We start from the raw sequence: 13526 nt of genomic DNA, 5'->3' as shown, positions 1-13526 counted from the left end.
CGGGCGGTGACGCACGCCGAGCGGGCACGACGCCTGCGGATACGTCTCGTCGTGCACCGGAGTGACCATGTGGCAGACCGCCGCCCCATCGGCCGACTACTGTACGGGCACGGCCTGTTGCCCTCCGTGGTGACTCGAGGAGGAACCTGTGTCATCTCCCTGCGACCCCGAACACGCTCCTGTCGGAGATGTGGGCACGGCGCTCATGATGATCGACTCACGGCTCAAGACCATCCACGCCGGCAAGACCGAGGTCGACCCCGAACAGCAGGAGATGGTCCGGCAGTTCGCGGCCTCACTGGGTCCGAGAGGCGCCGACGACCTGCTGAACGGGGCCTGCACGCTCATCTACATGTTCATGTCGTGGCTGCGGAAGGCGCACGAGGACCACGGCAAGGACGTCATCGAGTACGTGGTGCCGACGCTCGTGGCGACGATGCGCATGATGCCCAAGAGCATTCCTTCCGAGGCGATCCCGACCATGGCCGGTCTGGTCATCGCCGCGGGCACCGGCCTGAGCCCCAACCTCTGGCGTCAGCAGTACGGGGACTGGACCGAGGCCGAGATGAACCCCCTGGAGGCCACGGCCTTCCTCCTCGCGGAGCACATCAACCGCATCACCGACGACCCCGACTTCGCCACCCGCATGGTCGCCGAAACCCTTGCGGGCGCGGACGAGGCGGCCGGTGTGACCGACACGTACGACGAGTACGACGAAGACTGAGACGGAAGAGAGACCACCGCGCAGGCCGCCGGCGCGTCACGCCTCCGGCGCCAGGTCCGGACGCAACCGGTGCCACACCGGGTGACGCAGGAGACCGGCCCGCGTGCGGGTCGTGTACCGCACCTCGGCGACCAGCCGCGGCAGCACCCACCTGGCGCCGGGTGCGGCGGGCGGGGGCGTGAAGGGGCAGTCGCCGACGGCGGCGACGTCCAACAGGCGGGCCATGTCGGCCCGTTCACGTTCGTTCCATCCCGTGCCCACGCTCCCCCGGTAGACCAGGACCCCGTCCACGTACTCACCCACGAGCACCGCCCCCGGCAGGCCGCCGAGCCGTCCCTGACCGGGCATCCAGCCACCGATGACGACATCCGCGGTGTGCACGTTCCTGACCTTGATCCAGGACGGGGAGCGCCTGCCGGGCTCGTACACGGAGTCGAGCCGTTTCAGCACCAGCCCTTCCAGACCCTGCGCTCGGGCGAGTTCGAGCGCCTGGCGGCAGTGTCCCGTCACCGCCGTGGGGACCGACCACTCCGGGCCCGACTCGACGAGACTCTTCAGGGTGTCGCGGCGCCGGGTGTACGGCAGCCGGGTCAGGGGGCGGCCCTCCAGGTGGAGGGCGTCGAAGAGGATCAGGTGCGCGGGGGTCCGCGCGGCGAGGCGGGCCGCCTTCGCCGGGGAGCCGGCGAGGCCCATCCGCGGCTGGAGACGTTCGAAGCTGGAGCGGCCCGCCTCGTCCAGCACGACGATCTCCCCGTCCAGCACGGCCGACACCTCGCCCAACGCCGCTGCCAGACCCCGGAGTTCCGGGTACGCCGTGGTGATGTCCGCGCCCGAGCGGGAGCGGATGACCATGGTGCGGTCCCCGGGCAGGTACACCAGCGCGCGCTGTCCGTCGTGTTTGGTCTCGGTGCTCCACAGGTGCTCGTCGGCCGGGGACGGCAGGGCTCCCGGCGTGGCGAGCATGGGGGCGATGCGCGGCAGGACGGTCATTGGGCGAGGGCCCACAGCTCGAGGTAGGCGCGCTGGATGAACGCACCGGACAGTGTGGGACCGGTGTTGGCCAGGGCCACCAGGGCCACGTCCGCCTGGGGGCTGAAGCCCGCGAAGGCGGTGAAGCCGCGGGTGCCTCCGGAGTGGTGGTAGAGGTCGCGGTCGGGGCGGCGCCTGATGTTCCAGACGAGGGCGATGCGTTCGTCGGTGCGGGGCAGCGCGATGCGGGGGCGGGTGACGTCGGCGACGGCGGTGCGCAGCGTGCCGGGGGCGGTGGCGGGCGCCGTGGACGGGTCGCGGAGGGCGTCGAGCGTGGTGAGGAGGTCGCGTGCGGTGGAGCGGACCATGCCCGCCGCGGGGAGGGCGGCCATCTGCCAGGCGGGGCGGGCCCTGCCGTGCCAGTAGCCGGTGGCCTGCGGCTGGTCCGTGGTGGTGCTGGTGTGCGTGAGGCGGAGTGGGTGCAGGACGCGGTCGGCAAGGAGCGTGGCGAAGTCGCCTGCGCCGGCGGCGCGGGTGAGGAGTTCGCCGAGGAGGCCGACGCCGAAGTTGGAGTAGCGGACGCGGGTGCCGGGGGCGGTTCGGGGCCGGGTGCGGGACAGGGCGCGGTGCATGTCCGTGGCGGAGTAGCCCGCGTACGGGTTGCTGAGCCAGGAAGGCACCGCCGTGCGCAGGAAGCCGGGCGGCAGCCGGGGCAGGCCGGAGGTGTGGGTGGCCAGGTGGAGGAGAGTGATGGGCGCGCCTCGCGGGCGGGGAGCCGCGGTGCGCGGCAGGAAGCGGGTGATCGGGTCGTCGTACGCGACCTCGCCGCGCGCCACCATCTCCGCCAGGAGGAGCGCGGTGAACGTCTTGGTGAGAGAGCCGATCTCGAACCGCGTGTCGGGGTCGGCGGGCGCTCCGCCGTCGCACGTGGTGGTGCCCGCGGCCAGCAGGGCGCGGTCGGGGCCGCGCCGAACGGCCAGGGCCACCGCGCTCGCGCCGGGTGCGGTGGCCCGCACGCCGTCGAGCATGCGTGCCGCCCAGGCGGGCTTTCCCGCCGCCGGCCCGGTCGTACGCGTCACCCGGTCGCCCCGCCCAGCGTCCGCGACACGGCGAGTGTTCCCGCGACCGCGGCGACGACGGCGGTGTGCTGGTGGTCGGTGAAGCGCTGCTCGGGATCGTCGTCGACGGGTTCCCCGTCGCGCGGCATCAGCCCGTCCGGGTGCTGGACCGCGGCGAACCGCTCCCAGTCCGCGGGCTCGCAGTACGGCTCCTCCAGGCAGCAGCCCACGATCAGCAGCTCGCCCACCAGGTCCCACTGTTCGATCTCGGCCCAGATGTCGATCCAGACCGGCAGCCAGGTGGTCACGTACGCGGCGAGGCCTGCGGGCAGACCGGAGGGTGTGCCGCCCCAGTCGGTGAGGTGGAAGACCGTGTGGGTGAGACAGTAGGCGGTCATCCAGTCGATGAGCCAGGGCTCCGGTGTCGCGCCCAGCCAAGTGGCGCGGGTCAACGTACCCCAGTCGTACGCGCGTTCCCCGCGGTCCAGCCCGACGATCCGGGCCGCGTTGGCCACCGCGAGCCGTCGGTTGGGAAGGTATTCGGAACTGCGGACGGAGCGCAGCGCGCTGGTGTGGCGGAGCAGCCGTTCCAGGGGTTCGTTGCGCAGGCCGCCGCGCACGAACGGTGCGTACGTCTCCAGCGGGTCGGTCATCATCGGGTAGCGCAGCAGCCGTTCGTACAGCATGTTGCCCTCGCCGAACTGTTTCCAGCAGAAGTCGAGGAGCTCGCCCGCCATGCGCTGCTCGGTACTGCCCGCGATGGACTCGCGCAACACGAGGGAGGCGGCGGCGGCGCTCTCCCCGAGGGGTTTGTAGACGCTGTTGGGGTCGCCGAGGTCGGCGGTGGTGTCGGGCGGCAGCGCGCCGAGCTCGCGGTGCGCGTGGAGCCAGGCGAGGGCCTGTGAGCCCACCTGGTGGGCCGTGCGCGTCACGGGCGCGGTCATACGTCCTCCAGTCCGAGCAGTCGCCGGGCGATCGCGACGTCGAGGGCGAGCCGTGGCCCGGCGCCGTACAGGCCGAGGTGTTCGACGAGAGGTGCCGGGTCGAGAGGCACGGGCACGCCTTCGGTGTGCAGCAGGACGAGCCAGCGCGCGATGCGGGCGGCGGTCGGGAAGTCGCGGCGGAGCGTGGCGCGGGTGACGCCACGGGCGAGGGCCAGCGGCGCGGCTCCGGTGCGGGCCGCGGAGTGGACGGGACTGTCGAGGCCGGGGAGGGCGAGCGGTGAGAGCTGGCCCATGCGGACGGACCAGTGCTGCCAGTCGGTGTCGGCAGGCCCGTCGGACGGGTGCGACGGTTCCGCGAGGACCGGGGCGCCCACGGGCTGCGGCGCGAGAGGCTCACCGCCCGGCTGCGTGTCGGTCCCTTCTGCGAACCGGGCGAGCAGGGCTGCCGTGGCCCAGTCGCGCCACGCCACGAGCCACGGTTCGGCGGGGCCTTCGGGCGGCGGGGCGGGGGTGCTCACCGCGGTCGGGAACAGCGCGAAGGACTGGGTGACGGCGGCGGCGTCCTGCGGGTGGAAGGTCGCCCCGCTCAGCACGTAGGGGGCGAAGCCGTCGGCTCCGACGACGCGGAGGGCGGCCAGCGCCGCCTTGGGGTCGACCGCGCGCTCGACGTGCTCCGCGAGCATGGCCGTGCCCCCGACGCCACGCAGGGCGTCGAGAGCACGGAGAGCCAGGTCAGCCGCTGACGCGGCGAACGCGGTCTGCGACTGATCAGGACTCACTTGCCTTTCGGCTCCTTCGGCTGCTTCGGCGAGAGAAGGATCAGCGCGAGGAGGGTGCCTTCCGCTCGCGGCGAGTAGATCGGTGCGTCGCTCAGAATCGCCTCTGGCTCCACCATGGCCGTACTGAGCGCCTCGGTGTCCGTCGGAGTGAAAAGAAGCGGTGTGTGCTGAGCAAGCATCAGTGCCTCCTCATAGATACGTCGTCACCCATTCCAGTGACGCCCACCCTCGGACCAGTCTAAGGCCATTAGCCCTATATGTCTGTTTTGCGAGCTCATGGGATCATCGCACGGGTCAACTTGCCCGCGGCTTACGGGAGTTCGTCCAGCAGAGCCAGGAAAGCGGCAGCCGGAGGTGACGGCGCGAAGCGGCTCCACACGAGGCGCTCCACCCGTACAGGCCCATCCCTGATCGGCACGCACCGCACCCCGTGCAGTTCCGCCGCGAACGGCGCGGGCAGCAGGGCGACGCCCAGGCCATGGCGGACCATCCGGGACATGAGCTCGACGCCGGACACCTCGAAGGCGACCTCGCGCGGCACCCCGGCAGCCGCGAACGCGTCGTCCGACTGGGAGCGTGCGGCGCTGCCCTCGGCGAAGTCCACGAACGTCTCGTCGGCGAGGCGGCGGAGGTCGGCCTCCTCCTCCCCGGCCAGCGGGTGGTCCGGCGCGACCACGGCGACGTGCTGCCCGTGCGCGAGTTCGCGGTCCCGGACTCCCTGCGGCCGGAATCCGGGCTGCACGCCGAGGAACGCCGCGTCGACGACGCCCTCGCGCACCTGCTCCACGAGCCGCTCGCTGGAGCCGGCCCGCAGCGCTATCCGCACGTGCGGATGGCGCAGGCGGTAGTCCCGCAGCACCGCCGGGAGATCGACGGCCGCCACCGTGGGAATCGACCCCACCGTCAGCTTGCCCCGCACCTCGCCGGTTGCCGCGGCCACCTCGGCGCGGGCCCGCTCGGCCGCCTCCAGGGCCTGGCGGGCGGAGGGCAGGAACGCCTCTCCCGCCCTGGTCAGCCACACCTTGCGGCTGGTCCGCTCGAACAGCCGGGCACCCAGCTCCTTCTCCAGCTTCGCGACTTGGTGACTGAGTGCGGACTGAACGACATGGCATCTCTCCGCCGCGCGGGTGAAGCTCGCGGTCTCCGCCACCGCGACGACGTACCGCATCTGCTGAAGGTCCATTGATCCATCGTGAAACACGATGGATCGGATGACAAACATGCGCTGGACCGATGGATCACGCGTCGGACATCCTGAAGTCAGTTCGGAGAAACCACTTCAGCCCACCTCGAACCACGGAGACAGCCATGCGCGTCATCGCCTTCGACCACCTCGTCCTGAACGTCGCCGACATCGAGCGCTCCCTCGCCTTCTACACCGGCCCGCTGGGGCTCGACCCGGTGCGGGTGGACGAGTGGCGGGCCGGCGAGGTCCCCTTCCCCTCCGTGCGGGTGAGTCCCACCACGATCATCGACCTCATCGAGGGGCCCGACGGCGAACCGGCGGGCTCCAACGTCGACCACATCTGCCTGGTCGTCGAGCCCCTCGACTGGCAAGAGGTCATCGATTCCGGGGAGTTCACCGTGGTGGACGGCCCCGGCAAGCGCTTCGGCGCCCGGGGCACCGCGCTCTCCCTCTATGTCAAGGACCCCGACGGCAACACGGTGGAGCTCCGCTGGTACCCGCAGGACTCCTGACCTGAAGGGATTCGCCCTCAGTTCCCGAAGGGGACGTCGTCCGTAGTGGCCATGCGGCGGGTCTCGCCGTGCGAGCGGACGAACTCCTGGATGTGGGCCAGTGCCTGCTTCGCGTCGGACTCGTCCTTGCCGCAGCCCCGCGCGCCGGAGACGCCGTCGGGGTAGCAGGAGGCCCGATGGCCGTAGATCAGGCCGTCGGCGTTGCCGCCGGACTCGTCCAGGAGGCGGCTGGTGGCCTCGCCGTCAGCGGCGGCCGTCGTCCAGCCGAAGACGCGGGCCAGTTCGCCGCGGTCCCGCGCCTGAGAGCCGAGGCGGACCTGTTCGGTCACCTTCCCGAGGACGGTCGGCAGGTTCAGGTTGAACAGCCCCTTGTCCATGACCCGTTGGTTGTGCGCGACGGCTCCGCCGAACTTGTCGTACTGCCCCCGTACGTCCTCGGAGTCACCGCTGATGTCCACGCCCTCCAGATCGGTGAGGCCGCGGCTGACGTCCTTCCAGCCGGTTCCGCCCGCGGTGCCGTAGAAGCCGTACAAGACCCGCACCCCGGCGCTCTCCAGCTTGGTGCGGGCCAGGTCGCGCAGGGCGGCCACCGAGCAGTGCCGCCACTTCGAGTCGCCGCCGGCGCAGTGGTCGGGGTTCTTGATGTCCAGCCAGACGAACCCGATGTTCTTGCCCGCGCGGCGCTGCTGCGCGATCCGGTCGAACATGTCCGACATGGTGTCGCCGGAACTCGTGGGGAGCCCGTCGTGATCGGCCCACCAGCCCTTCTTCCAGGCGGTGGCGTCGATCTCCACCGCGTTGGCGCCGTGGTCGAGTGCCTTGTCGACGCCGTCGACGGTCAGCACCCGGTGCGCGATCGCCCAGACCGGCCGCTTGTCCGCCGGGCCGGGGGCGGCGCTTGCCTGAGGTGCGGTCAAACCCATGACCAGGGCACCGCTCGCGGCGGTGAGCGTCGCCGTCCGGGCGGTCGAGCGGGTACGGGCTCCACGTATCACGGTTGTCTTCTCCGTCCGTTCCTGTGCTGCGCTCGTCCGGGCGCGGCCCAGGAAGGTGACGGCACCGCGGAATGAGCGTGCCGGACGCGTGTGTCCGCGTCCGGCCTCAGCTGCCGCACCTGCCCACACCGTCACATGCGAAACATTCGCTCCGGCCGAGGAGTTGCTCAGCCGTGGCGCTGGTTGTAGGAGCGTGTGACCTTGTCGTTCATGGCGCTGCCCCAGGCCCGCACGCGGGCCGCGACGGGGTGGGCCGTGGGCGCGGTGTCCTTGCCCTCCGTCAGCCGTTCGCGCCCGCCCGTGCCGTTGGGCAGCGCCCTGGCCGCCAGCGAGCTGACGCGCGTGGTCAGGCCCGGCGCCACACCGTGGACGATGTCCGCCGCCCGCGCCATGGGGGTCAGCACGAGCCTGACCCGTCGCCGCAGCACGGCACGGGTGATCCGGGCGGCCGCGCGCTGCGCGTTCATGGAGACGATCGGTGCCCCGGCGAGCGCGGAGAACCAGGTGTACTCGGCGGTGCGGTCGCCGCCGAACCGCGCGTGCAGGTGGGAGCCCGTCCTCATGAGGCCCGGGTAGACGGCCGTCACGCTCACGCCGTCCGCCGCCGCCTCGGCGTGCAACCCCTCGGCGAGAACGCCCGCCGCCGCCTTGGCGCAGGCGTACGGCAGCAGGTGGGGCACTCCCAGCAGGCCGCCCACGGACGAGATGATGCCGAGCCGCCCGCCGTGGGGGCTTTCGCGCAGGTACGGGAGGGCTTCCAGGGCAGCGTGCAGGGTTCCCTTGAACATGGTGTCCATGGCGCTCTGGAACTCCTCGGCGCCGATCGACTCCACCGGGGCGACCTGGATGACGCCCGCGTTGGCGATGACGACGTCGAGTCCGCCGCGCCGCTCGTACGTGCCGCGCATCAGGGACCGCACCTGGTCCTGGTCCCTGACGTCACAGACCACGATGTCGACGACGGCCCACGGATGGCGTCGGAGCAGCTTGGTCCGGGCCTGTTCGAGTTCCTCGCGGTCGCGTGCCGCGAGGGTGACGGCGCAGCCGCGGGCGGCGAGCTGGTCGGCGATCAGCAGTCCCAGGCCGCGCGAGCCGCCCGTGACGCACGCCGAGAGTCCGGCCGGCTCCTTCTCGGAGCGGAGGAGGGTGGGCATGGCGTCAGCCGGCCGGGTACGGGCTGTCGTTGAGCAGCTTGGCGAGGTGCACCGCGTTGACGGCGAGGCTGTGCGTGGTGTCCGCGACCTCCTCCGGGGTCTCCTCCAGGTCCTTGTAGTCGGTGCCGTGCTGTGCTTCGCCGACCCAGTAGGTGACGGCGTTGGGCGCCAGCGAGAACCCGATGTCGTTCAGACCCTGGAACACGTCGGCGCTGACCTTGTGGGCGCCGTCCTCGTTGCCGACGACAGCCACCGCGGCGACCTTGCCGTAGACGAGCGGGCGGCCCTGGTCATCGGTTTCCGACGACTCCATGTTGAGCCGTTCGAGGACGAGCTGGCAGACGCTGGAGGGGTGCCCCAGCCAGATGGGGGTGGCGATGAGCAGGATGTCGGCCTGGAGGACCTTCTCCCGCAGGGTCGGCCATTCGTCGCCGTCCCCCAGGTCGATGCCCATGCCGGAGAGCACGTTGTGGTCGGCCACGCGGACCGTCTCGGTCGTCACGCCGAGCTTTTCGAGCTCGCGCGTCACCTGGTCCGAGAGCAACTGGCTGCTGGAGGGCGTGGGGGACGAGTTCAGGGTGCAGACCAACGACAAGGCGCGCATCGCGATTCTTTCTACGAGGTGGTCCACCACGAAAGATGATGGACATCGAGCACGTGTTCTCTCCCAGGCTGCGCACACTGTCGTGCGTACCGCCACGGGACCGCCTCGGGAGCGGCGGTTTCCCCGAGTACCCCGGGCCTCTCGCCGTCACACACCCGTCACGCCCGGCCGCGCCGTTTTCCGTGTCGATGTCAGGGCAGCCGGAGTCCATGAATCACGATGGGGTAGTTCAAGCCGCTTCTGATGGAAATCCGGCCGTCGTCCCGCTGCTGTGCCTCTTCATGATCATGGGATTGGTGCAGGTGGTACGCCCGCAGCTCTTATGGAAGGTCAACAAGAACCTCCAGCGGGGCTGGGTGAAGGATCCCGACGCGACCGAACCCACCGCCAAGGGTTACGCGATGGAACGGGCGATCGGGGTGATCTTCCTGGCGGGCGTCGTGTGGATGCTGGTCACGCAGGTCTGACCCGGCACAGCGCGACGCGGGGCCCGACCGTGGGGATGATGAAGCCGAAGGGACATACCAGCACGGTCAACCTCAGAACGGTACAAAGATGAACAGCTATGAGACACCTGCCGACGAGCGTGTCGCCAGCGGCTCGGTGGCGGGCGCGCCCTGCTGGGTCAGTCTGACCACCCGCGATCTGCTCGCCGCGCAGGAGTTCTACCACGCCGTACTGGGGTGGGACTGGCGCGTCGGCAAGCTGGGCGATCAGTACAGGTTCGCGAGTGTGGGCGGGCTGCCCGTGGCGGGCGTCTCCGTCGTGGAGGCCATGGGGCACGCGGCCGTGGCGTGGACGCCCTTCTTCGCGACGGCCGACGCCAACGAGACCGTGGCCCGCAGCCAGGAGCGGGGCGGGACGACCGCCGTGGGGCCCATCTCCTTCCCGCCGGGACGGGCGGCGCTCCTGGCCGACCGTGACGGCGCGGCCTTCGGCGTCTGGGAGGGCCAGCTCATCAACAACTGGGAGCAGTGGCGCCGCGCGGCCCCGGTCTTCGTGGAGCTCTACACGCGCAACGCGTTCGACGCGGCGATCTTCTACGCGGAGGTCCTCGACTGGGCGTCCGAGGCAGGCTGCTGCGAGGTCCACTACGAGGACGAGAAGGTCGTGCTGCGCAATCAGGGCGACGTGGTGGCCCGCATTCACTCGGGTGCCGTGGAGTCCGCCCCCGATCCCGCGATCCGACCGCACTGGCAGGTCCACTTCACGGTCGCGGACGTGGCGGCCTGCGCCGAGGCGGCGCAGGCACACGGCGGGAAGGTCCTTCAGGGCGGCGCGGGGTCGACGGAGGCGATCCTCGCCGATCCCGACGGGGCGCGCTTCGTCGTCGCCGAGGCGTAGCGTCCGGGCGGAATGCCCACGATCCGTTTGAAGTGCCGGTTCAGGTGGGCCTGGTCGTAGAACCCGACCTCGGTCGCCACCGCCGCGGGCGGCCTGCCGTCGAGGATGAGCCGCCGGGCTCGCTCGACCTTGCGCGCCATCAGGTACTGGTGCGGGGCGATGCCGAAGGCCGCGCTGAACGCGCGCACCAGGTGCGTGGGGTGCGCACGCACTTCCCGTGCGGCCTCCGCCAGCGTCACGCCGCCCAGTACGTGCGCGTCGAGCAGTTCCCGCAGGTCGTGCGCCACTCCCCTGCCCGGCTCCGGGACCGACCCGCGGGCGCGGGGCCGCAGGTGTCCGCGGAGCCGCTCGCCGACGAAGGCCAGGCGGCTCTCCGCCTCCAGCTCGTCGCCGCGCCGCCCCAACGCCCCGTGCAACCGGCCGATACGTCGGCGCAGCAGCGGATCGGTGATGTCCGGGTCGTCCACCGCCGGGCCGATGAGGCTCTCGTCGAGCACGGGCGCGTCCAGGTACACCACGCGCTTGCGGAAGCCGTGCGCCGTGGCGGGTGAGCCGTTGTGCGGCACCTGCGGCGGCAACAGGGACACGGTGCCCCGCGGCGTGCCGCGCTCGCGCCGGTCCAGGTCGTAGCGGACCGCGCCGTCGTCGACGATGAGCAGCGTCCACACGTCGTGGACGTGCATCGGGTACGCGTGCTCGGTGAAGTGGGCGTGGAAGACCTCCACGACGCCCGGGACCTGCGGGCGCCACGCGGTGACCTGCTGCGACGACGGCACGCCAAGAACGTACAAGACGCACACGCCGTGCTGTCGGCAGCCTGGAGCGCATGACGACCGACACCACGCAGAACCGACACGCACCCGTCCGCTTCGACACCAAGATCGCCGTGGTGCTGCGCGAGGACCTGGAGACCTGGCAGCGGCTGAACGTCACCGCCTTCCTCGTCAGCGGCCTCGGCACCCGCAACCCCGAGGTCGTCGGCGAGCCGTACGAGGACGCCGACGGCACCCCGTACCTGCCGATGTTCCGCCAGCCGGTCATGGTCTTCGAGGCGACGAGGGAAGGGGTGACGGCGGCGCACCGCCGCGCCCTGAGCCGTGATCTGCCCCGGTCGGTCTTCACCTCCGACCTCTTCGCCACCGGCAACGACCGCGACAACCGCGCGGCGGTGCGGGCCGTGCCCGCGGACCGGCTGGACCTGGTGGGCCTGGCGGTGTACGGCCCCCGCAACGCCGTCGACAAGGTGCTGAAGGGCGCCCGTATGCACGGCTGAGACCGCGGCGCTACGTCTCCTTCCGTGCCCGGCGGCGCAGCGTCACACACGCGCCGAGGACGCATCCGACGGCGAGCACGATCAGCCCCCGCAGCCACACCTCCGCTTCGACCTGGGTCGCGAGGACCACGCAGGACAGGGCACCGAGCGCGGGCACGACGGCAGGGGCCCTGAAGTGATCGCGGTCGGCGGCGCCGCGGGCGGGGTGCTTGCGGCGCAGGACCAGTGCGGCCGTGTTCACGATGAAGAAGACGACCAGCAGCAGGAGCACCAGCGTGGAGGCGAGCGTGGCGACGTTGCCGGTCAGGGCGAGCAGCAGGGAGAGCGCCGTCGTGGCGGCGATCGCGGCCCACGGGGTACGGCGTCCGGGCAGGACGCGGGTCAGCGGGCGGGGCAGCAGGCCGTCGCGTGCCATGCCGAAGGTGAGACGGGAGGTCATGATGCCGGTGAGCAGCGCGCCGTTGGCCACCGCGACCAGGGCCACGACGCTGAACACGCGCGGCGGTACGCCGCCGGCCTCCTTGACGACCTCCAGCAGCGGGCCGCTGCTGTCCACCAGGGTCTGCGTGGGCACGGCCGCCGCGGCGACGCAGCCGACCAGGACGTACACCAGTCCGGCGGTGATCAGCGCGCCGAACAGGGCGCGGGGGTAGGAGCGGCGCGGGTCGCGGGTCTCCTCGGCCACGTTGACGGACGTCTCGAAGCCGACGAAGGAGTAGTAGCCGAGGACGGCGCCGCTCAGCACGGCGGCGGTGGGTCCGCTGCTCGCCGTACCGACGTCGGCGAGACGGCCGACGTCCCCGTCGCCGCGGAGCAGAACCCACGCGCCGAGCCCGATGACGAGGACGAGCCCGCCGACCTCGATGAGGGTGGCCACGGTGTTGGCCCGGGTGGACTCGCTGATGCCGCGCAGGTTGAGCAGCGCGAGGGCGCCCAGGAAGACGACCGCGACCAGGGCGATGGGCAGGGAGACGAACTCGGCCAGATAGTCCCCGGCGAATCCGCGCGCCAGCGCCCCCACCGACACCACACCGGCGGCGAGCATGCAGAAACCGGCGAGGAATCCGACGAAGGGACCGTAGGCGAGGGTGGCGTAATGGGAGGCACCGCCGGCCCGCGGGAAGCGTGTGGCCAGCTCCGCGTAGGACGCGGCGGTCAGCAGGGCGAGCCCCAGCGCCACTGCGAGCGGAAGCCACACCGCGGGGCCGGACTCCGCTGCGACCTGCCCCACCAGTACGTAGACCCCGGCGCCCAGGACGTCGCCGAGGATGAAGAAGTACAGGAGCGTGGTGGTGAGGGTCCGCCGGAGCGGGGTTCCGGGCTCCGTCGAGGTGTCTGGCTTGTCGTTCATGGCGCAACGTGTGCCCGCTGAACAGGCGAAACATCCGCGGTGCCGCCATTCGGCCGTGCCGGGGGCACACGGGTGTACGGGCCCGGGGAAATCCGGTCGCATCGAGGTTGATGCTCCGGATTTTTCTGGGTAGACGGGCGTTGTGAAACAGGAGTGTTTGGTGGGCGAGGCGGACCGCGGCCGGACGGCGGGTATGAGCGACCAGCGATCGTCGGTGGGCGAGTTCCTGTCGGTTTCCGCGGCCTTCGAGGAGAGCGGGGAGATCGGCGCCGCCCGTGACCTGGCCCGCAGTTTTCTTACCGATGTGCAGGCCGTGCACGGGCTGCCCGTCTCCGCAGGGGCGATGGGCACGGTGCAGTTGGTGGTCAGCGAGCTCGTGACCAACGCCCGCAAGTACGCGCCCGGTCCTTCGCTGCTGAGCCTGGACGTGCGGTCCGGCGCCGTCGAGGTGAGCGTGTGGGACAGCAGCACCGCGCTGCCCGCGGTCCTGCCGCCGGACCCGAGCCGCATCGGACAGCACGGCCTGGAGATCGTCATGGCCCTGTGCCGGAGCTTCACGGTGCACCGCGAGCCCGTGGGCAAGCGGATCACCGCGGTGATCGAGCTGGCGGAGAACTCCCCGCTCTGAGGCCC

General features: G+C 71.4%; 17 protein-coding genes. 6 read left to right on the top strand and 11 right to left on the bottom strand.

Annotated features, from left to right (window positions below; genetic code table 11):
• The first annotated feature begins 148 nt into the window (after positions 1 to 148).
• Entirely contained in the window at positions 149 to 724 is a 576-nt protein-coding gene (locus DEJ47_RS35480; RefSeq protein ID WP_150175216.1) for a hypothetical protein, read from the top strand.
• Positions 725 to 760: 36 nt separating this feature from the next.
• Here DEJ47_RS35480 and ligD read toward each other — a convergent pair whose 3' ends face one another.
• From ligD to DEJ47_RS35450, 6 genes are all read right to left on the bottom strand, one after another.
• Complete coding sequence (ligD, locus tag DEJ47_RS35475; RefSeq protein ID WP_150175215.1) at positions 761 to 1714, bottom strand: non-homologous end-joining DNA ligase; 954 nt, start codon at positions 1712 to 1714, stop codon at positions 761 to 763.
• On the bottom strand, positions 1711 to 2772 hold the full coding sequence (locus tag DEJ47_RS35470) for a serine hydrolase domain-containing protein (protein WP_223828641.1): 1062 nt from the start codon (positions 2770 to 2772) through the stop codon (positions 1711 to 1713). Before DEJ47_RS35470 ends, ligD begins: the two co-directional genes overlap by 4 nt.
• Entirely contained in the window at positions 2769 to 3695 is a 927-nt protein-coding gene (locus tag DEJ47_RS35465; protein WP_150175214.1) for a DUF6895 family protein, read from the bottom strand. The genes DEJ47_RS35470 and DEJ47_RS35465 overlap by 4 nt, the downstream gene beginning before the upstream one ends.
• Entirely contained in the window at positions 3692 to 4474 is a 783-nt protein-coding gene (locus DEJ47_RS35460; protein WP_150175213.1) for a hypothetical protein, read from the bottom strand. The genes DEJ47_RS35465 and DEJ47_RS35460 overlap by 4 nt, the downstream gene beginning before the upstream one ends.
• Positions 4471 to 4653, bottom strand: a complete 183-nt coding sequence (locus DEJ47_RS35455; RefSeq protein WP_150175212.1) for a hypothetical protein — start codon at positions 4651 to 4653, stop codon at positions 4471 to 4473. Before DEJ47_RS35455 ends, DEJ47_RS35460 begins: the two co-directional genes overlap by 4 nt.
• A 131-nt stretch (positions 4654 to 4784) precedes the next feature.
• Entirely contained in the window at positions 4785 to 5657 is an 873-nt protein-coding gene (locus tag DEJ47_RS35450; RefSeq protein WP_150175211.1) for a LysR family transcriptional regulator, read from the bottom strand.
• 125 nt (positions 5658 to 5782) lie between these two features.
• Between DEJ47_RS35450 and DEJ47_RS35445 the strand changes: the two genes are divergently transcribed.
• Entirely contained in the window at positions 5783 to 6172 is a 390-nt protein-coding gene (locus tag DEJ47_RS35445; RefSeq protein WP_150175210.1) for a VOC family protein, read from the top strand.
• 17 nt (positions 6173 to 6189) lie between these two features.
• Here DEJ47_RS35445 and DEJ47_RS35440 read toward each other — a convergent pair whose 3' ends face one another.
• From DEJ47_RS35440 to DEJ47_RS35430, 3 genes are all read right to left on the bottom strand, one after another.
• Positions 6190 to 7167, bottom strand: a complete 978-nt coding sequence (locus DEJ47_RS35440) for a phospholipase (protein WP_223828640.1) — start codon at positions 7165 to 7167, stop codon at positions 6190 to 6192.
• 167 nt (positions 7168 to 7334) lie between these two features.
• Entirely contained in the window at positions 7335 to 8321 is a 987-nt protein-coding gene (locus DEJ47_RS35435; protein ID WP_150175209.1) for an SDR family NAD(P)-dependent oxidoreductase, read from the bottom strand.
• Between the two features lie 4 nt (positions 8322 to 8325).
• On the bottom strand, positions 8326 to 8925 hold the full coding sequence (locus DEJ47_RS35430; RefSeq protein WP_150175208.1) for a flavodoxin family protein: 600 nt from the start codon (positions 8923 to 8925) through the stop codon (positions 8326 to 8328).
• Between the two features lie 35 nt (positions 8926 to 8960).
• Between DEJ47_RS35430 and DEJ47_RS37245 the strand changes: the two genes are divergently transcribed.
• Both DEJ47_RS37245 and DEJ47_RS35420 read left to right on the top strand, forming a co-directional pair.
• Positions 8961 to 9392 (top strand): DUF6199 family natural product biosynthesis protein, encoded by a 432-nt coding sequence (locus tag DEJ47_RS37245; protein ID WP_223828639.1) that lies wholly within the window; start codon positions 8961 to 8963, stop codon positions 9390 to 9392.
• Positions 9393 to 9480: 88 nt separating this feature from the next.
• Complete coding sequence (locus DEJ47_RS35420; protein ID WP_150175207.1) at positions 9481 to 10269, top strand: VOC family protein; 789 nt, start codon at positions 9481 to 9483, stop codon at positions 10267 to 10269.
• On the opposite strand, the gene DEJ47_RS35415 is transcribed toward DEJ47_RS35420, so the two are convergent.
• A complete protein-coding gene (locus DEJ47_RS35415; protein WP_150175206.1) occupies positions 10194 to 11045 on the bottom strand; it encodes a helix-turn-helix domain-containing protein in 852 nt (283 codons plus the stop codon). The two genes, DEJ47_RS35420 and DEJ47_RS35415, sit on opposite strands and share 76 nt — an antisense overlap.
• 50 nt (positions 11046 to 11095) lie before the next feature.
• Between DEJ47_RS35415 and DEJ47_RS35410 the strand changes: the two genes are divergently transcribed.
• Positions 11096 to 11542, top strand: coding sequence for a DUF2000 domain-containing protein (locus DEJ47_RS35410; RefSeq protein ID WP_150175205.1), 447 nt, complete (start codon positions 11096 to 11098; stop codon positions 11540 to 11542).
• 10 nt (positions 11543 to 11552) lie between these two features.
• On the opposite strand, the gene DEJ47_RS35405 is transcribed toward DEJ47_RS35410, so the two are convergent.
• Entirely contained in the window at positions 11553 to 12893 is a 1341-nt protein-coding gene (locus tag DEJ47_RS35405) for an APC family permease (RefSeq protein WP_150175204.1), read from the bottom strand.
• A gap of 193 nt (positions 12894 to 13086) precedes the next feature.
• Here DEJ47_RS35405 and DEJ47_RS35400 point away from each other — a divergent pair, with 193 nt between their 5' ends.
• On the top strand, positions 13087 to 13521 hold the full coding sequence (locus DEJ47_RS35400) for an ATP-binding protein (protein WP_150175203.1): 435 nt from the start codon (positions 13087 to 13089) through the stop codon (positions 13519 to 13521).
• The last annotated feature ends 5 nt before the right edge of the window (positions 13522 to 13526 follow it).

This window comes from Streptomyces venezuelae (assembly GCF_008642355.1).
Taxonomy (GTDB): domain Bacteria; phylum Actinomycetota; class Actinomycetes; order Streptomycetales; family Streptomycetaceae; genus Streptomyces; species Streptomyces venezuelae_B.
The sequence above is the reverse complement of the archived record's forward strand: the minus strand, read 5'-3'. Positions and strand labels throughout refer to the sequence as shown.